The 18559-nt window shown below is 58.9% G+C and carries 17 protein-coding genes; 7 read left to right on the forward strand and 10 right to left on the reverse strand.

The features are described from left to right. Positions 1 to 275: 275 nt before the first annotated feature. A complete protein-coding gene (dgt, locus tag L972_RS04850) occupies positions 276 to 1640 on the reverse strand; it encodes a dGTPase (protein ID WP_047436175.1) in 1365 nt (454 codons plus the stop codon). Between the two features lie 51 nt (positions 1641 to 1691). Next, on the reverse strand, positions 1692 to 4004 hold the full coding sequence (gene arcB / locus L972_RS04855; RefSeq protein ID WP_047436177.1) for an aerobic respiration two-component sensor histidine kinase ArcB: 2313 nt from the start codon (positions 4002 to 4004) through the stop codon (positions 1692 to 1694). 206 nt (positions 4005 to 4210) lie between these two features. On the opposite strand from arcB, the gene L972_RS04860 reads away from it, so the two are divergent. Next, entirely contained in the window at positions 4211 to 5209 is a 999-nt protein-coding gene (locus tag L972_RS04860; protein WP_047436179.1) for a DUF2860 family protein, read from the forward strand. A 67-nt stretch (positions 5210 to 5276) separates the two neighbouring features. Here L972_RS04860 and L972_RS04865 read toward each other — a convergent pair whose 3' ends face one another. The 4 genes from L972_RS04865 to L972_RS04880 all read right to left on the reverse strand — a co-directional run bounded on the left by L972_RS04865 (position 5277) and on the right by L972_RS04880 (position 8197). Further along, complete coding sequence (locus tag L972_RS04865; protein WP_021231953.1) at positions 5277 to 5975, reverse strand: DUF3334 family protein; 699 nt, start codon at positions 5973 to 5975, stop codon at positions 5277 to 5279. An 89-nt stretch (positions 5976 to 6064) separates the two neighbouring features. After that, complete coding sequence (locus tag L972_RS04870) at positions 6065 to 6511, reverse strand: HIT domain-containing protein (protein WP_005358267.1); 447 nt, start codon at positions 6509 to 6511, stop codon at positions 6065 to 6067. Positions 6512 to 6584: 73 nt separating this feature from the next. Beyond that, positions 6585 to 7226 carry a DUF2057 domain-containing protein gene (locus L972_RS04875; protein ID WP_047436182.1) on the reverse strand — a complete coding sequence of 214 codons (642 nt, stop codon included), beginning with the start codon at positions 7224 to 7226 and terminating at the stop codon, positions 6585 to 6587. A 71-nt stretch (positions 7227 to 7297) separates the two neighbouring features. Continuing rightward, positions 7298 to 8197 (reverse strand): LysR family transcriptional regulator, encoded by a 900-nt coding sequence (locus tag L972_RS04880; RefSeq protein WP_047436183.1) that lies wholly within the window; start codon positions 8195 to 8197, stop codon positions 7298 to 7300. Positions 8198 to 8294: 97 nt separating this feature from the next. Between L972_RS04880 and L972_RS04885 the strand changes: the two genes are divergently transcribed. Beyond that, entirely contained in the window at positions 8295 to 8897 is a 603-nt protein-coding gene (locus tag L972_RS04885; RefSeq protein WP_047436185.1) for a short chain dehydrogenase, read from the forward strand. 126 nt (positions 8898 to 9023) lie between these two features. Here L972_RS04885 and L972_RS04890 read toward each other — a convergent pair whose 3' ends face one another. From L972_RS04890 to dapA, 3 genes are all read right to left on the reverse strand, one after another. Beyond that, entirely contained in the window at positions 9024 to 10127 is a 1104-nt protein-coding gene (locus L972_RS04890; RefSeq protein ID WP_047436187.1) for a phosphoribosylaminoimidazolesuccinocarboxamide synthase, read from the reverse strand. Between the two features lie 166 nt (positions 10128 to 10293). Beyond that, positions 10294 to 11421, reverse strand: coding sequence for an outer membrane protein assembly factor BamC (bamC, locus tag L972_RS04895; RefSeq protein WP_047436190.1), 1128 nt, complete (start codon positions 11419 to 11421; stop codon positions 10294 to 10296). Next, entirely contained in the window at positions 11414 to 12301 is an 888-nt protein-coding gene (gene dapA, locus L972_RS04900) for a 4-hydroxy-tetrahydrodipicolinate synthase (protein ID WP_005349232.1), read from the reverse strand. Before dapA ends, bamC begins: the two co-directional genes overlap by 8 nt. Positions 12302 to 12506: 205 nt before the next feature. Here dapA and L972_RS04905 point away from each other — a divergent pair, with 205 nt between their 5' ends. From L972_RS04905 to L972_RS04915, 3 genes are all read left to right on the forward strand, one after another. Next, positions 12507 to 13040 (forward strand): glycine cleavage system protein R, encoded by a 534-nt coding sequence (locus L972_RS04905; RefSeq protein WP_005349229.1) that lies wholly within the window; start codon positions 12507 to 12509, stop codon positions 13038 to 13040. 24 nt (positions 13041 to 13064) lie between these two features. Continuing rightward, the gene (bcp, locus tag L972_RS04910) at positions 13065 to 13529 is read left to right on the forward strand and encodes a thioredoxin-dependent thiol peroxidase (protein WP_047436194.1); all 465 of its coding nucleotides are present in this window, start codon (positions 13065 to 13067) and stop codon (positions 13527 to 13529) included. Positions 13530 to 13692: 163 nt separating this feature from the next. Further along, positions 13693 to 14193: a YfbU family protein gene (locus L972_RS04915; protein ID WP_047436197.1), complete on the forward strand. Its 501-nt coding sequence runs from the start codon at positions 13693 to 13695 to the stop codon at positions 14191 to 14193. 59 nt (positions 14194 to 14252) lie between these two features. Here L972_RS04915 and yfbV read toward each other — a convergent pair whose 3' ends face one another. Next, positions 14253 to 14693 (reverse strand): terminus macrodomain insulation protein YfbV, encoded by a 441-nt coding sequence (gene yfbV, locus L972_RS04920; protein WP_047436201.1) that lies wholly within the window; start codon positions 14691 to 14693, stop codon positions 14253 to 14255. A gap of 304 nt (positions 14694 to 14997) precedes the next feature. Between yfbV and L972_RS04925 the strand changes: the two genes are divergently transcribed. Then, on the forward strand, positions 14998 to 16200 hold the full coding sequence (locus L972_RS04925; protein ID WP_047436203.1) for an acetate kinase: 1203 nt from the start codon (positions 14998 to 15000) through the stop codon (positions 16198 to 16200). A 55-nt stretch (positions 16201 to 16255) separates the two neighbouring features. Continuing rightward, positions 16256 to 18436 carry a phosphate acetyltransferase gene (gene pta / locus L972_RS04930; protein ID WP_005339119.1) on the forward strand — a complete coding sequence of 727 codons (2181 nt, stop codon included), beginning with the start codon at positions 16256 to 16258 and terminating at the stop codon, positions 18434 to 18436. Positions 18437 to 18559 lie beyond the last annotated feature (123 nt).

Genomic DNA, 18559 nt, shown 5'->3' on the forward strand with positions numbered 1-18559 from the left:
GGATATCACCCTGCGGGACGAACCGCGGGTGATAAAAAGACAGGGGTTACCTGTTTACGCCACGCGGTAAAAGAGCACGAGATTTCACGCCGCACGCAGTGCCGCGAGAGAATGCAATATTGAGCATCAGATGTTGCATTTTCGTCTCCTTACCGAGTAAAAATTGAACAGGTTGCAGAAGTCTAAAAAATATCCGAATTTAAAACAAGCCTCTTGCGACTCCTTTTTAAACGTTTTCACGGCATTTTATGCTGCCCGACAGGGAGCCTGGGGCATCAGATCCCCGAGAGTAGCCGGTACTCCTCCAGCACGTAGGTATCCGTCATGCCGCTGACATAATCGAGCAGCAACCGCACCCGGTAATACCACTCCTGCTCGTTCTGGCAGGCAAAACGCGGATCCGGGGTGGCGATCGCCAATCGATAGGCCTTGAGATGGCGGGCCGAGAGGCGGTGATAGAGGCGGCGCGCAAAGAACAGCGCCTGGCTCCCCTCCCCGGCCAGCAGGCGGGCAAACTGTGGCGCTGGCAGCGACAACAGGCAGGCATAACTGGTCAGCACCCCGCGCAGCGCCGCATACCCCTCCAGCTCAAGCTCTTCCACCTCGGGGCGCATAAAGACCAGCTCGCGGGCCACCCGTTTGAGGATATCGAGCACCCGCGCCGCCGGCGCCTGACCGTGCAGCAGCGCTTGCGGATAGGAGCCCTGCAAAATGGCCTGATGTTCGCTGACATAGCTCTGCGCCGCCAGCGCAACCAGATCCCGGGTAAGTTGCTGGCGAAAATGGGGGAAAAAGCCCCGACCAGAAGCCAGCGCCTCATCCAGCAAGGTGCCCATGTAGTCACTCTGGTCAGCAGCTCGCAGCGCCGCCAGCAGTTCACCCTGAGTCAGGATCCGCCGATCTACCGCATCTTCCAGATCGGCGATGCAGTAGGAGATATCATCGGCCGCCTCCATGATGTAAACCAGCGGATGACGGCAGCCGGGGGCCAATCCCAGGCTCTGGCCGAGGGCCCGGTAGAGCGGCTGCTCGCTAAAGAAGATGCCCCGCTTGCTGCTCCAGCCATGATGCTGACCATAGCTCACGCCGGGCTGGGGCTGCTGCGGGTATTTGCAGAGCGCCGCCAGTTGTCCGAGTGTCAGGTTGAGCTCGTGCAAGCTGTGCACCAGCCGCAGACTCTGGGCGTTGCCATCAAACAGTTGCAGATCCTGACGCAATTCAGCCCACTGGGCTGAAGGTGGCTGCGCCAGCGCCTGCTGATAGAGGGGATCGAGCATCTCGCCGAGCCACTGGCTCATCACCTGCTCGCCAAAGTGGCCAAACGGCGGGTTGCCCACGTCATGGAGCAGGCAGGACATCTCCACCAGATTGATAAAAGCCCCTTCACAGACCATCCCGGCAGGCAAGGCAGCCAGAATGCGGCGGCTGATCTGGCGACCGGTCTCCTGCACCTCCAGCGAGTGGGTGAGGCGACTGCGCACCGAGGCCTTCACATCGAGCGGAAAGACCTGGGTCTTCTGCTGCAACCGGCGCACCGGCGCGGCCTGCACGATACGGGCGCGATCCTGCTCGGTCGCCTCCAGCAGCTCCTCATCCCCCCAGGGGTGGATGCGCGCGGGGGTAATCAAACGGCTATACATCTCGCAGCTCCTTGCCAGCAACTTCCATCAGACTCAAGACAACCTCCAGCATCAAGACAGCAACCAGCGCCGCAGACGGGCGATGTCGCCCGGATATTCCCGGCGCAGCGTCTCAATCCAGTCTTCCACGTTTTCCCACCAGGCGGGGTGATCCGGGCTCTGGATCAGCTGGGCCGTCTGCTGCAATCGGCGCAGGCCAATGGAGCCTGCCGCCCCTTTTATCTTGTGTGCCTCTTCCACCACCCCAGCTTGATCCTTGGCAATCATGTTGGAGTCGAGCACTGCCATGTAGTCCGGCATCATCTTCTCGAACAGATCAACGCTGGAGAGCAGCACCGGCTTGCCCACGGTATCGGCGTAATCGGTGAGGAAGGGGATATCCAGCAGGGCATCCTGATTGCCCGCATCCGCCTGCTCGTCCGCTTCATCCTCGGCCAGATCGGCAAACAGGTGACCAATCACCTCCCGCACCGCTTTGGAACCAAGCGGCTTGTTAATCACATCCTGCATGCCGTGATCCCGGTAGTACTGGCGATCACCGGTGGAGTTGGCGGTGAGCGCCACCATGGGTGGCAGGCTGTCGCCATAACGCTCCAGCAGGGTTTTCGCCACATCAAAGCCGGTCATGTCCGGCAGCTGGATATCGAGCAAAATGAGGTCGAAATCATCCGGGTTGGCCATCGCCAACGCCTGGGTGCCGTCCCGTGCCACCTGCACCTGATGACCCAGCTTGTTGAGCAAGGCGCAGGCCACCGTCACGTTAAGCTCCACATCCTCCACCAGCAGGATATCGAGGGAGGGCATCTCCTCCTCCTGCTCTTGCAACACAGGCTCGGCGCAAGCTACCTCCAGCTCGGCGGTGAAGCAGGAGCCTTCGCCCGGATCGCTGTCCACATAGAGCTGGCCGCCCATCGCCTGCACCAGCTGACGGGAGACCGCGAGGCCAATGCCGGTGCCGGTGGCGTGCTTCTTGCCCTGCACCTGATAGTACATGGCGAAGATCTTCTCCTGCTGGGCGCGCGGGATGCCGATACCGGTATCCTCCACCTCGAAGTGCAGGGCCAGCTTGCCCGGCTCGTCGGCGGGATGGGAGAGGCAACGCACGGTGACGCCCCCCTCATCGGTAAACTTGACCGCATTGCCCACCAGATTCCACAGCACCTGACGCAGGCGGGTGCCGTCAGCCATCACAAATTGCGGCATGTCACCATCCCGATCGAAATGGAGATAGAGCCCCTTCTGCTCCGCCTGAATGCGCGACAGGGTCTCCAGCTCGTCGAGGAAGGCGGGCAGATCGATACGGGTCGGTGCAATTTCGAGGCGACGGCGATCCAGTTTGTCCAAGTCGATGATGTCGTTGAAGATATTGCCAAGGGTCACCGCACTCAGGTGAATGGTCTTGAGCTGCTGATGCTGCTTGGGATCGAGGGGAGTATCCATCAGCATCCGGCTTAAGCCCACGATGCCGTTGAGCGGGGTGCGCAACTCGTGGCTGATGGTGGAGATGAAGGTGGTCTTGTCGCGGCTCGCCTTCTCCAGCTTGTCCTGATACTGCTTGCGCTCGGTGATGTCACGGCCAAAGCCGAGCAGGCCGAGTCGCTTGCCGAAGCGGTCGAAGAAGGGCACCTTGCGCAGCTCGAAGTAAGCCTTGCGGCCATCGGGATACTCCAGCCACTGCTCGTAGGTGAGCGGCTCGTTGCTGGCAAAGACCTGCTTGTCGGTCTCCACCACCTTGTTGGCGATCTCTTGCTTGTAGACATCGAACGGGGTCAGACCGATCAGCTCGGCCTCCACCTTGCCGGTTAGCTCTTCCATGGCGCGGTTGCAGCCGGAGAACTGCTCATCCTCGTTGCGGTAGTAGACCAGATCCGGGGAGCAGTCGATAAAGGATCGCAGCAGAGCGGTGCGCTCCCCCAGATGAAGCTGGGCTTTCTCTCGCTGGAACACCTCGTTCTCGAGATCCTCGATGGCCTGCAGGCGTAGGCTCTCGGCCCGATTGGTCTCGGCAATCTGGGCATTGAGACGGCTGATGTTCTCCTGCAGCTGGGTATTGAGCTCCAGATCCCGCTCGCGCATATCTTGCAGCTTGCGCACCATCCGGCTCAGTCGCTGACGGGAATCCTCCAGCTGATCCACCACGATGGAGAGAAAATAGACCGCCCAGGGGGTCACCAGCAGGCCAAAGAAGACCGAGCGAACGAAGTCGATCACATCGATATTGCCGCGCAGGAACAGGGTCACCCCCATCTGGATGGCGACCGCCAGCACGATAATGCCCGCCGCCAGGAACATGCTGAAGCGCACCAGTCCCAGCTTGGTCATCAGATCGACATAATATTGCGCCCAGGATTTAATCTGTTTCATCTTATTGTTTTCCCCCGATATTCGCGGTACAGAATACCAGCACAACCGAGTGAACTCTTCTTAATCTCGCACAATTAATTAACGATTCGCCGAATGAAATGAGTGGGTTAGGATAATTGGCAATATTGAGTCAGTTGCCATTAAGGTTTTTTCTTTATACTCACCGGCCGAAAAAATTCACCACCATTTAATTTAGGAGTTATCCGATGCGCAATACCACCTTGCTGGGCCTGGGCCTGCTGGTCGCAAATAGTGCTTATGCTGATTTGGGTGAAATTCCCAAGGAGTCTGGCTGGTCCGGTTTCCTGCTTGGCGGGGTCAATGTCATCAATTACGAATCGAATTTTTATAGTGGTGATGATGAAAACAGCCGTCTGAGCGGACTGGGCAGTGCCGAGAGCAGCTCCGCCGTTGCCCCGCTGCTCAACGCCGATATCCGCTACACCTTTGCCGATACCCGCACCCAGGTCTTCCTCGGTAACCTGATCCAGGATGCCATCCGTTTCGACTTCACCCAGCAGCTCGGTATCCGTCAGGAGATGAGCGACAAGGGCATCGTAGCTGGCTCCGTGGTCTTTAATGCCATGCCGACCGAGCAATGGAGCGATCCCTTCGCCGTAGGCGTTGATCGCCAGTCGACCGATATCAAGTCAAAAGGGGTTCGCTTCGCCTGGGACAGCATCTGGGGGAGCAACTTCAATGGCAGCCTGACCACCCGCAACATCGAGGTGGATGAGGAGCGTAGCGGCCAGCAATACGATAAGGATAACCAGACAAACTATGCAACCAAGCTGGATCGAAACGGCAAGATCCACGCCCTCGACCTCTCCTACAAATGGCAGCTGGCACCCGGTCAGATGCTGGAGCCAGCCTTTATCTACCGCCAAGCCGATCTGGATGGCAGCGCCCAAAGCTACAAAAGCAACGGCCTGCAGTTGACCTACGGCATGCGCGCTTCCCAGTGGTCTTTCGTCAGCAACGCCTATCTGGGCCAGACCAAATATGATGAGGTCAACCCCATCTTTGGCCAAAACGCCGACTCCGACGAGTTTGCCCTGACCGGCACCTTCTTCTGGCACCGCCTGTTCGGTATTGCTCCGCTCTCCGCAACCTTTACCGCTGGCTATGCCAAGTCCGATTCCGACATCAACTTCTACGACTCTGAATCCGTGATGTTCAACACCGGCCTGCTCTACAACTTCTAACAACGGTTGTGCGCACCGATACAACAAGGCCACCCGAAGGTGGCCTTGTTGCTATCCAGCATTTGACTCAAATACCCAGAGAGTCGAGCAGATCGTCGTGATCGTTGGCGACCGGGGCCGCAGCCTGAACCGGCTTGGCGGCATCCTGCTTGGCCTGGGCGATCAGCGCATCGGGATCCAGCTCTTCATGCTCCATCCCCTCATTGTGGATGCGAATGAACTCGGTTTTGTCCATCGCCAGCTCCAGATAGAAGATGTTGTTGCGGGCGGTGAAGAAGGTGACGCGGCGGGACTCCGGGCTGTCGAGATTGGTATCGACGCTCAGCATCACCTGCTTGTTGAGGGCCAGCATCTTCGGCTGGTTCTGGGTGATGTGGGTCTGCAGATCCCGGCCCACCTTGACGGTAAAGCTGCCGACGATCTGGTTCATCAGCTCGCCCATCACGTTGCTCACCTCGTCAGAGGTGTGGGAGATGGCGAGATCCTCTTTGGAGAGTCCCATGCTCAGCATGTAGCTCTCGTACAGCTCCATGGCGGCGGCGGCGGAGAAGTTGATCACCACCAGACCGGAAAAACCGCCATCGAACAGCACGAAGCAGCCGATATCCGGCTTGAGGCAGGTCTTGCTGATCCGCTGCACCATGCCAGAAAACCGCACCTGACTCATGGTCGCGGCACTCAAAACGTCCGTCACCGAGTTGCACAGGCTGAGCAGCACATCCTCTGTGGTCAATACGGCATCGTCATCGGATCTTGTCACTATCATGGGACCTTCCTGAACATCGAAAATGGGCTTATCTATACCATAACTCTAACAGATGGCGCGGCCCGGAGACTGAAATAGCGACACGCCTCTCAGTTGACTCCGTTATCAGCAGCCACAGGGGTGAAACCGCTCAGCTTGGCGAGCCGGGCACGCCATATATCGGCCTGCTGGGCCAAAACTTGTGGCTCATAAGGCACGACCGGATGAGCGCCCCATATGGGGCCCGGCCAGGCGCGATCCGTCGCAAAGCGGGCTACATGGTGAAGGTGGAGTTGCGGCACCAGATTGCCCAGCGCACCGATGTTGATCTTGTCCGGGCTGAGGGCCTGTTCCATCAGGGCGGCGACGGCGCAGGACTCCTGCATCAGTTGTTGCTGCTGCTCCGGAGCCAGATGGTGAATTTCCCGCAGGTTGGCTACTCGCGGAACCAGAATGAGCCAGGGATACTGGCTGTCTTTGGCCAGCAAGACACGGCAGAGGGGCAGATCCCCGAGCCACCGGGTATCTGCCTGCAGGCGTGAATGCAATTCAAACATGAAAACCTCGTTGAGTACGATGAACAGAGCGCCTGAAAAAGGAGTGTCCACGTTACTGCAACGGGCAGAAAACTTAAAGCTGTGGGACGGCCCAACCGATAAAGCGCTTGCGCAGGGCCGGGTCTGCCTGGAGGAACAGCTGCTGCAACTGCCCTTCCAGCTCGCTGGCTGCCACAACGGGTTGCCCCCCACCGGATAGCGTAGCCGCTGGCTGCGCAGCAACGGCGACGGCCGTCAGCGCCGCCTTGCCACCGCTGCGGTTGTAATCAGCCAGTTTGCCGTTCCAGTCCACCCCAAGCAGCATGCCACTGGTCACCAGCGCATCCTGCTGGATAGCAAGCGCACGGCCATTCTCCTGCAATGCCACCACCGGATCCTTGGCATAGGCCTGCATCCCCCGCTCGTCTCCCGGTACGCTGGCCGTCAGCTGCAAATGCTGATTGCTGCCCTGATAGCGCACCACCTGCGGCTCGGAGCGTACCTGCCGATCATTCTCGCTGCTGCTGCGACTGGGGATCACCCCCTCGAAGCGCACCAGCAGTTGCTGCTCGCCATCCGCCAGGGTGGCATGCTGCTCATCCTGCAAGGTGCCGTTGCTCACCGCGAGGATGCGGAAATTCTCCGGCACCTTCACGTCCACCGTGGCCTGCACACTGCCAGCCCCCAACACTGCACAGAGCAGCACAAACCCGGTCAACCCTCTATTGCTCTTCATTCCCGCTGATCTTCCTGATGCCGATGATGGGCGCAGGGTAGCAGCCGAAGATGACAGAAAAATAACGCCGCTCAGAGCAGGTAGTGGGGTCGCTCGGCAAACCACTGGGCCAGCACCTGCTTGAACAGCCTGATCTTGCGCGGCACCCGCCGCTGCTGGGCATGCAGTACATGGAGCTGATGCAGCCCGCTCTGCCACTCGTCGAGCACGGTCACCAGCTCTCCTGCCGTCAGCTGCGATTCCACCAGCATCAGCGGGCACTTGGCATAGCCCATACCGGCGCGCGCCAGCTGTAGCACTGTGCTGTAGTGGTTGGCCCGCACCTTGCCCTGCACCAGAATGTGGGCCTCTTCCCCCTCACGGATAAAGTGCCACTGCTCCCAGGCCGGATTGTGCCCCTGCAACAGGCAGCTGCGCCCGCTCAGCTCATAGGGAGTGGCAGGATACCCCTCTCGCGCCACCAGAGCGGGGCTGGCCACCACCACATCCTTGAGCCGCCCCAGCGGCAGGGCCACCAGATTGTCCGGCACCTCGCTCATGGCGCGCAGGGCGATGTCGTTTTCTCCCTGACTCATGTCGACCATCTGGTTGGTGAAATTGAGTTCCACCTCCACTCCCGGGCAGAGCGCGGCAAAGCTGGTCAGCAGTTGGCTCACCATGCGGTCGCCGGTGCTGACCGGGCAGGTAAAGCGCAGTCGTCCGCAATCCTCTTCGGTCAGCGCCTGAATATCCTGCTCCGCCTGCCGAGCCAGCGCGAAGATCTCCCCCGCCTGCTGATAGAGGGTCTTGCCCGCCTCGGTCAGACTGAGGCGGCGGGTGGTGCGCTGCAACAGTTGCGCATTGAGTGAGGACTCCAGCGCGCTGACGTGGCGACTCAGCATCCCCTTGCTGACCCCCAGCGTATCGGCCGCAGCCGAGAAACTGCCGCGCAGCACCACCTCATAAAAGCTGGCCAGATGGGCGATATCCATCATTAGCTCCAATATGGAAACAATGGGTTTATTTTACGCGCTTTTTCGCATTTTCTGTTGCGCTAGAATCGATACATCCCAACCAGGAGTGATGCAGATGAAAATTGTGATTGTGGGTGCCTCCGGCACCGTCGGCTCCGCGGTCAGTGAACTGCTTGCCAAAGATCATCAGGTGATCCGGGTCGGCCACAGCCGTGGCGATGCCTCGGTCGACATGCGCGATCCCGCCTCCATCAAGGCGCTGTTTGCCCAGGTGGGTCAGTTTGATGCACTGGTTGTCGCCAGCGGCAGTGTGGCCTTCAACGGCCTGACCGAGATGACCGACGAGCAGTGGCAGGTGGGAGTGGAGAGCAAGCTAATGGGCCAGATCAACCTGACCCGCGCCGCCATTCCCTATCTGACTGACAAGGGCTCCATCACTCTGATCAGCGGCATTCTGAGCGAGGAGCCGATCAACTGGGGCGTGAGTGCCAGCACCGTCAACGGCGCCATCGAGCACTTTGTGAAAGCCGCCGCCTGCGAGCTGCCGAGGGGCCTGCGCATCAACGTGGTGAGCCCCACCGTGCTGGCGGAGTCGATGGACAAATACGCCGACTTCTTCCTGGGCTTCGTACCGGTGCCCGCCGCCAAGGTGGCGCAGGCTTACAAAAAATCGGTATTGGGGATCCAGACCGGTCAGGTGTTCAGGGTCAACGGCTGAGCGCCGCTCGCTTACCACCAGATCAGCAATAAAAACGGGCCCCGTAGCGGGGCCCGTCTGTTTCTCTGCCTCTCTCCTTTGCTATCGGCAAACGTTTGTTTGTTGGCGACAAAAAAAGAGCAACCCTTAGTCGATCAGACCGTACTGCTCGCGCAGGACATCGATGATCTCCTGCTTGGGATTGGCAGAGCGCACCAGCTTGTGGCCAATGATCTTCTCGGCGATCCCGACATAGGTGTTGGAGATATCCATCATCACTTCGGTCGGCAGCTTGTTATCGCGGGCCAGGGCAAAACGTTCCGGCATGCGGTTCTTGTTAAGCAGGATGTCCGGATCCGGGAAGTGGTTCAGCAGCCACTGACGGAAACCCTCTTTGGACTTCTCGACAATCTGACCGTCGCGCAGGGCCGCGCCATCCCAGATACGGGAGCTGTCGGGGGTGCCCACTTCATCCATGTAGATCAGCTTCTCGTTGCCGGCGGCATCGTGGACGTAACCAAACTCGAACTTGGTATCGACGAAGATCTGATCCAGCCCGGCCAGCGCGTCGCTGATGACGTTGAAGCCCTCTTTGAGCAGCACTTCGTAGCGGTCGATGTCGGCCGGCTTGCTGAAGTTGAAGCCCTTATAATGGCGCTCGATATCGGCACGGGAGACGTTGACGTCATCGGCTTCCGGCACGCCATCCAGCCCTTTCAGCACTCCCTTGGTGGAGGGAGTGATGAGGATCTCCGGCAGCTTCTGATCCTTTTTGAGCCCTTCCGGCAGGGTGATGCCGCAGAACTCGCGCTCGCCATCCTTGTAGGCACGCCACATGGAGCCGGTGATGTATTGGCGAGCAATCGCCTCGATCATCACCGGACGGGCTTTTTGCACGATCCAGACGAAGGGGTGCGGAATATCCAGAATGTGGCTGTCGGCCAGTCCCTTCTCCTTGAACAGCTTGAACCAGTGGCTGGAGATAGCATTGAGCGCCGCGCCCTTGCCCGGTACGCCGTTCAGGCCATCCACACCTTGCCAGATGCAATCGAAGGCCGAGATGCGATCGCTGATCACCATGAGGGCGAGGGGCGCATCGGCCGGCACATCATAGCCTTTCTCTTTTATGAGCCGGGCACTGTCTTCGGGGGTCAACCAGTAGACGCTGCGCACTTTGCCGGAATGGACAGGTTTATCGGTACGGATCGGCAAATCGTCATTCACCGCCAATACTTGATCTGCAAGACTCATGGCTAATAACACTTCCTGTTTGTGGGGGGTAAACATCGCGAGTCCCTCACCTGCGCGCTCTGTTTGCAACGGCTGGCAAGGGGGCTCGCATCATCGAAAACCGCTCGGAATCCCCGCGTTTTCAGGGGGATTTTGATAACAAAACAGGGGCACAAGGCCCCTGTATTTATTCTGCTTTTGCTGCCGCCTGATCGGCCAGCCCCTTGGCGAACGCCTCGGACAGGCTGATATACATCTGGGAGATAACCCCGGACGATACCGGCTTCTTGTCCTTGTCGAACAGGGTGATGGAGGTCTTGCCTCCCGCCATTTCGCCAAGCTGGAAGCGGTATTTCTCCTCCTCCAGTTTGAACGGCTCGCTCCCTTTCGCCTTCCAGAACTCGGCACCCGGCTCTTCGTACTCGACGTCGATCCAGCCCAGAGACTGTTGGGTATCCTTGATGGTGAAACCGTAAGCAGGCAGTACCTGGTTGAGGCGACGCCACACCTGCTCAAAGGAGCCTTCGGCAATCCAGGCGCTCAGCTCGTTGTTGTCCAGACCCAGTTGCAGACCCATGCCATCGTTGGACTTGTGCTGCTCGCGGGCTTTCAGCTGGCTGTCGTAATAGAGAGAGAACTGGTTCAGCACTCGCGCAGCATAGCGCTGGGCATCGGCAGGGGTCAGCTTGTTACTGGTCTCGCCATCGATGGTCTCTTCGTGATCCAGCACCCGGACCGACATGTTGACGGCGTGGCGCTGGGCGTCGTTGCGTACGGTGAACTGGTAACGCTGACGGATTTTGAAGTCTTCGTCATCTTCACCCCAGCCATCGAGAGCGACCGTGTTGTCAAACCAGCCGGTCTGCAATACGCCATCCTGCTGATCCAGCTTCTCGGTGGTGACCTTGTATTTGGCCAGGAAGTTCATCAGGAACGACCAGGTATCGCGCTCCACGCTCTGGCTGGTGCTCAGGGCATAGAAGGCAACGGTCGGTTCGGTTGCGCTCTGCACCACCTGACTGCCCGGTACCACGGTCAGCAGTTGAGCGGGTGGGCGCACATCAACCTGGGCGCCGAGGGCACCTTCACGGCTGCTCTCGGGAAGCGGCGGGATGTCGTACTGGCTGTTGAAGGTGGGGGCACTCAATCCTGCGGGGATCAAGAACGCGCGGCCCTCGAGGCGGGCATCTTCATAACCGAAGTCGCGGTTGGCCATTTTGCGATCCTGGGGGGTGCTGCAACCGGCCAAGACGGCCACAGTCGCAACGCTCAGCACCAGACGGGCTCTATTTCCCTTTCCATTAGATTTAAACACTCGCCATCAACTCCGCTGTGGTCAGTGCTCGCGCCATCAGCTGCTCGCCCTCGGGGGTGAGGTCAACCAGCGGCAGGCGCAAGGTGGCTGTTGCAATCAACCCCAGTTGGGCACAGGCCCATTTCACCGGGGTGGGGCTCGGTTCGCAGAACAGAGTCTTGTGCAACGGCATCAAGAGATTGTTGATGTCATGCGCCTGCCCGGCATCACCGGCCAGCGCAGCACGACACATGTCGGCCATCTGGGCCGCCGCAATATTGGTGGTGACCGAAATCACGCCATCGCCACCTTGCAGCATAAAATCACAACCAGTGGCATCGTCGCCACTGTAGAGAGCAAACTCCGGCCCGCACAGCTCGCGCAGCAGCGGAGTGCGGCTCAAATCGCCAGTTGCCTCTTTCAAACCGATAATGCCGGGAACCTTGGCCAGACGGGCCACTGTCTCCGGTTTGAGATCGCAACAGGTGCGACCGGGCACATTATAAAGAATTTGGGGCAGACCACTAGCCTCGGCGATCGCACAATAGTGGCGATAGAGACCTTCCTGAGTGGGCTTGTTGTAGTAAGGAGTCACCGAAAGGCCCGCCACCACGCCGGTTTTGGCCAGTCGCTTTGCCAATTCAATGGCATGGGCAGTATTGTTGGAGCCGCAACCGGCGATGACGGGAATGCGTCCGGCGGCATACTCAACGGTCTTTTCAACGACGGCGATATGCTCCTGCTCGCTCAGGGTCACCGATTCCCCTGTGGTACCCACCGCAACAATGGCGCTGGTCCCGGCGCTGACATGATAGTCGACCAGTTTGGCCAGACTGGCCCAATCGACTTCACCTGAAGCCAGCATGGGGGTAACGAGCGCAACAATACTACCGCGTAACATGGACTTTTCTCCCGATTTTCAGGGGCGTAATGGTAAAGCTGACCCCTTTGAAAAACAAGGGAGAGAGGGGGCAAGCCGTGATACCATCCGGAACAAAAAGTAATGTACGAAAGTCGGCAACGTCCCTCAGGGAGTGGCCATCAGGGCCGGAGGGTTGGCTTGCCAGCGCGGCTTTCGCAACGAAATAACGGACGAGAGAAGATTTATGACTCACTACCTGGTCGTAACGGCCATCGGCACGGACAGGCCTGGCATCGTCAATGAAGTGACCCGCCACGTCAGTGGCTGTGGTTGCAACATTGTAGACAGCCGCCTTGGCATCTTCGGCAATGAATTTACCTTTATCATGCTGCTCTCGGGCGACTGGAACAGCATGATGCAACTCGAAATCAGCCTGCCCCTGCGTAGTCAGGAGTGGGATCTCATCACCATGATGAAACGCACCGAGCGCCACCAGTCCCTGCAGTATGACGTCCGCGCCAGTGCCGACCTGTTGATCCGCGACGAGCCCGGCATCGTAAGCCAGTGCACCCAGTTCTTCAGCGAACATGGCTGGAACATTCAGGCGATGCAATCAATGACCCTGGAGCAGCAGCCGTTCAACCTGCTGAAGATCAGTTTTCAGCTCAATCTGGCCAGAGAGGGTGAAGTGGAAGGTTCGCAAACCGCCTTCGCCGAATTCTGTCGTCAACTGGGTGCCGAATCGTTCGAGTTTATCGTCAATCGCAAACACGCCTGAGGGCGTTTTACCCGAGGAGACCCCATGCAACCACTACAAGCTGGCAGCCCCGCCCCCGATTTCTCCCTGCCCGACCAGAATGGCAATCAGGTCAGTCTCGCTGGCCTGCGCGGCAAGAAGGTGCTGGTCTATTTCTACCCCAAGGCGATGACCCCCGGCTGCACCACCCAGGCCTGCAGCCTGCGCGATGTGAACGCCGAGCTGGCCGCCCTCAATGTGGTGGTGCTTGGCATCAGCCCGGACCCGGCCAAACGGCTGAAAAAGTTCGAAGAGCGGGACCAGCTCAACTTCACTCTGCTGGCCGATGAGGACCACGCCGTCGCGGATGCCTTTGGCGTCTGGGGCCCGAAGAAGTTCATGGGCAAAGAGTATGACGGCATTCACCGTCAGAGCTTCCTGATCGACGAAGACGGCAAGATTGCCCACCACTTCGACAAGTTCAAAACCAGCGATCACCATCAGGTGGTACTGGATTTCCTCAAGGGGTAACCCTCCCCTGCGTTATTGAAAGGCCTGCCATGCAGGCCTTTTTCGTCTGCTCAGCCACCCCTTGCCAGCGGATTTTTCTCACCAACTCCCCCGCCCAGATCAAAAAATTCATTTTATATATGGGTTAACGTGACCCCAGAATCATCTTCCAGCGAGATATCCCATGAACATGAGCAACACTGAGCGTTTGATCCTGAGCAACCAGTACGAAATTCTGGCGAAACTCAATCCGGAGAAAGCGGACGTCTACCAGCGCGCCAGCACCATCATCGAGCGCGGCTACTGCCTGCAGATCCTCGAGCTGGAGAAGAGCTTCGGCCATCTGGATCTGGCGACCTGCCAGGAGGTGATCGACACCCTGGAACTGCACCACGCACTGGCCATCTCATGGGGCAATCTGGATGCCGCCGATCAGAGCGAGATCAATGCCAGTCGGCTGGAGTTCAACGGCTACAGCCGCAGTCAGGAGCGTGAGCTGGCTGACTACGTCTGCTTCCTGCTGGAGGTGGACAAGCGCTTCCCCGAGCTCAAGTGCCCGTGCGACGAGCTCTCCAGCGACATCGCCATGCGTGACAAGTACCAGCGGATGCTGCAGGTGTGGCGCCAGTGTCCACGTCAGTACAAGCTCTCCATCCAGGAAATCCGCAAGGTGCTGGCGGCCTGATCCACACACCAACCGCAACAAAAAAGGCGCCACTGGCGCCTTTTTGCATCTGAATCGGGTTATTCGTAGAGAAAGGATTTATCGAGCTGCTGGAAGGCGGCATTGAGGGTATCGGCCAGCTCTTCATAGCGCGGCTGAGACACCAGCTGGCGGCGGCCACCCTGCTCGTTCATCTTGCCGTTGATCTCCCGATACCAGCTCGCCAGCGACGGGGGCAAGCGGGTGTCGGCACGCTGGCCGAGCCAGTAGTAGCCCTGCAGCGGCAAACTGAGCAGAAACAGCACCGAGGTGATGACGGAGGGCCAGTAGTGCAGCTCGCCAAACTGGAACTGCAGCATCACGCTCAACACAGCCAGCGCGGGGATCACCTTGAGAGCGAACTCGGTCGCCTTGATCACCCGATTTTCAGGAAACATCGAATTGAGCTCGGGACGGCGCGGCCAAAGCGTCATATAATGGCGGCCTTGCTGTAACTTAGTTCCAAAAATGTTCATGCTCATACTACCTCCGAGCGCTTTTTGAACGTACTAACGGCAAAACCTCGACAAAATTTGATGCAAAGTAACAAAGGTTGAGGATGACTTTGTTATTTTTCAACAATCGGGTTATCCTTTGTACGCCCATTTTTGCGTCAAAAGCGTCTTGCTATTGACCTGTCAGGGACGTCTGGATTTCGGGTCTTGTATCACTATACAAGGGGCAAGCAACAGATTGCCAACCCTCATAAGGATAAGTTGAAAGTTTTTGGCCGCACCGCGTCCAACGCATCCGCCTACACAACCCAATCTGCGATAGGATTTATTCATGAGTAAGCTGGTTCTTGTTCTTAACTGTGGCAGCTCTTCCCTGAAGTTTGCCGTCATTGACGCAACCACCGGTGATGACCTGCTGTCCGGCCTGGCCGAGTGCTTCAACCTCGACGACGCCCGCATCAAGTGGAAACTGAATGGCGAGAAAGGCAGTGCCGATCTGGGCGCGGGTGCCGCTCACCAGGAAGCGCTGGACTTCATCGTCAACAAGATCCTGCCGCTCAATCCGGAACTGTCCAAGAACCTGATCGCCATCGGTCACCGTGTTGTTCACGGTGGCGAGCGCTTCACCTCTTCCGTTGTCATCTGCGAAGACGTGATCGCCGGCATCGAAGCCGCCGTTCCGTACGCACCGCTGCACAACCCGGCTCACCTGATCGGTATCCGTGAAGCTCGCCGCGTATTCCCGGCGCTGGCTGACAAGAACGTGGCCGTATTCGATACCGCGTTCCACCAGACCATGCCGGAAGAAGCCTTCCTGTACGCCCTGCCGTACAAGCTCTACAAAGAGAACGGCATCCGTCGCTACGGCGCTCACGGCACCAGCCACTACTACATCAGCCTGGAAGCTGCCAAGCAGCTGAACAAGCCGATTGAAGAGCTGAACATCATCAACTGCCACCTGGGCAACGGCGGTTCCGTCTGCGCCATCAAGAACGGCAAATCTGTTGATACCTCCATGGGCCTGACTCCGCTGGAAGGTCTGGTGATGGGTACCCGTTCCGGTGATCTGGATCCGGCCATCATCTTCTTCCTGCACGACAAGCTGGGCATGAGCGTGGCCGATATCAACACCATGCTGACCAAAGAGTCCGGCCTGCAGGGTCTGACCGAAGTGACCTCCGACTGCCGTTTTGTTGAAGACAACTACGACAGCAAAGAAGAAGCCAAGCGTGCTATGGACGTTTACTGCTATCGCCTGGCCAAGTACATCGGCGCCTACGCTGCCGCCATGGACGGTCGTCTGGACGCCGTTGTTTTCACCGGTGGTATCGGTGAAAACTCCGCCCCGATCCGTGAAATCACCCTGAACAAGCTGGGTCTGCTGGGCTTTGACGTCGATCACGACGCCAACCTGAAGGCTCGTTTCGGCAAGGGTGGCGAGATCACCAAGGCTGGTTCTACCAAGGCCCTGGTTATCCCGACCAACGAAGAGTGGGTTATCGCCCACGACGCGCTGGAACTGGTCGGCGCTTAATTGACGCAGTAACTCGAGGCCGCCCACCAGGGCGGCCTTTTCCTGATCCCAAAAAATGAACAAGGGGTATAAAGTGGCACGCACTATTATGCTTATCCCGGTCGGCACTGGTGTCGGCGTAACTTCCGTGAGTCTGGGCGTTGTTCGCGCCATGGAGCGTCACGGTGTCAATGTCAGCTTCTTCAAACCGGTTGCCCAGCCGCGTCCGGGTGAAACCGGTGCCGAGCGCTCAACCGCCGTTATCCGCGCTGCTGCCAACATCAACCCGCCCGAGCCCTTCACCCTCTCCTACGCCGAGAACATGATCAGCTCCAGCAACACCGACATCCTGCTGGAAGAGATCGTTGCCCGCTTCGAAGAGCACGTGAAATCCAGTGGTGCCGAAGTGCTGGTTGTCGAAGGTATGGTGCCGACCGACAAGCAGCCCTTTGCCAACAAGCTGAACTACGACGTCGCTAAAGCTCTGGATGCCGACATGGTATTCGTGACCCATCCGGGCCATGACTCCAGCCAGAAGCTGAAAGAGCGCATCGAACTGGCTTGCTCCAACTTCGGTGGTGTCAACAACCCCCGTATCGTTGGCTGCGTGATCAACAAGGTTGGCGCGCCGGTTGACGAGCATGGCGTAACCCGCCCTGACCTGACCGAGATGTTCGAAGCCCATCACCACGCTTCCGACGCGGCTCACAACCTGGAAGTGCTGCAAGTGTTTGGCAAGAGCCCGCTGCGCATCCTGGGTTGCATCCCCTGGAACACCCAGCTGATCGCCCCGCGCGCCAAGGATCTCGCCAAGCATCTGGCCGCCAAGATCCTGCACAAGGGTGAGCTGGACAGCCGCCGTTTGCAGACCGTGACCTTCTGCGCCCGCTCCATCCACAACATGGTCGAGCACTTCCGTCCGGGCAGCCTGCTGGTCACCTCCGGCGACCGCTCTGACGTCATCGTCTCTGCCTGCCTCTCCGCCATGAACGGCGTCAAGCTGGGCGCCCTGCTGCTGACCGGTAACTATCATCCGGAGCCGCAGGTCATGGCGCTGTGCCAACAGGCCATGGCCACCGGCCTGCCGATCATGATGACCGGTACCAACACCTGGCAGACCGCCGTCAGCCTGCAGAACTTCAACGTCGATATTCCGGAAGATGACCGCGAGCGTATCGAGCTGGTACAGGACTACGTCGCTGGCCACATCGACAAGCACTGGATCGAGTCGCTGACCGTCAGCTCTACCCGTTCCCGTCGCCTGAGCCCGCCGGCGTTCCGTTATCAGCTGACCGAGCTGGCCCGTCAGGCCAACAAGCGTGTCGTGCTGCCGGAAGGCGACGAGCCGCGCACCATCAAGGCTGCCGCCATCTGTGCCGAGCGTGGCATTGCCCGTCCGGTACTGCTGGGTAACCCGGAAGAGATCCGTCGTGTTGCCGAACAGCAGGGTGTGGTACTGACCGATCGCGTCGAGATCATCGATCCGGCCGTTGTGCGCGAGCGCTATGTGCCGCGTCTGGTCGAGCTGCGCAAGAACAAGGGCATGACCGAAGTGGTTGCCCGCGAGCAGCTGGAAGACAACGTGGTACTGGGTACCATGATGCTGGAGCGCAATGAAGTTGACGGCCTGGTATCCGGCGCGGTGCACACCACTGCCAACACCATCCGTCCGCCGATGCAGATCATCAAGACCGCTCCGGGCTCTTCCCTGATCTCCTCCATCTTCTTCATGCTGCTGCCTGACCAGGTTCTGGTCTACGGTGACTGCGCGATCAACCCGGATCCGACTGCCGAGCAGCTGGCCGAGATCGCCATCCAGTCCGCCGACTCTGCTGCCGCGTTCGGCATCGAGCCGCGCGTAGCCATGATCTCCTACTCCACCGGTACCTCTGGCGCCGGTGCCGATGTAGAGAAAGTGCGTGAAGCGACCGAGCTGGCCAAGGCCAAGCGCCCCGACCTCATCATCGACGGCCCGCTGCAGTACGATGCGGCCATCATGGAGAACGTGGCCAAGTCCAAGGCACCGAACTCACCGGTTGCAGGTAAAGCCACCGTGTTCGTCTTCCCTGACCTGAACACGGGTAACACCACTTACAAAGCGGTGCAGCGTTCCGCTGACCTGGTCTCCATCGGCCCCATGCTGCAAGGCATGCGCAAGCCGGTCAACGACCTCTCCCGTGGCGCCCTGGTTGACGACATCGTCTACACCATCGCCCTGACCGGTATCCAGGCTGCACAGGCTGACGAACAAGCCTAATCAGTGCCTGTCTGAAAAAACCGATCACAAAGGCTGCTCACCCCAGGTGAGCAGCCTTTTTTCTTAGTTCTCTTTTGAAGACCAGTGAAACATACCATCAGCGCAGTGTTATGCAGAATAATG

Source organism: Aeromonas sp. ZOR0001 (assembly GCF_000801015.1).
Classification (GTDB): Bacteria; Pseudomonadota; Gammaproteobacteria; order Enterobacterales; family Aeromonadaceae; genus Aeromonas; species Aeromonas veronii.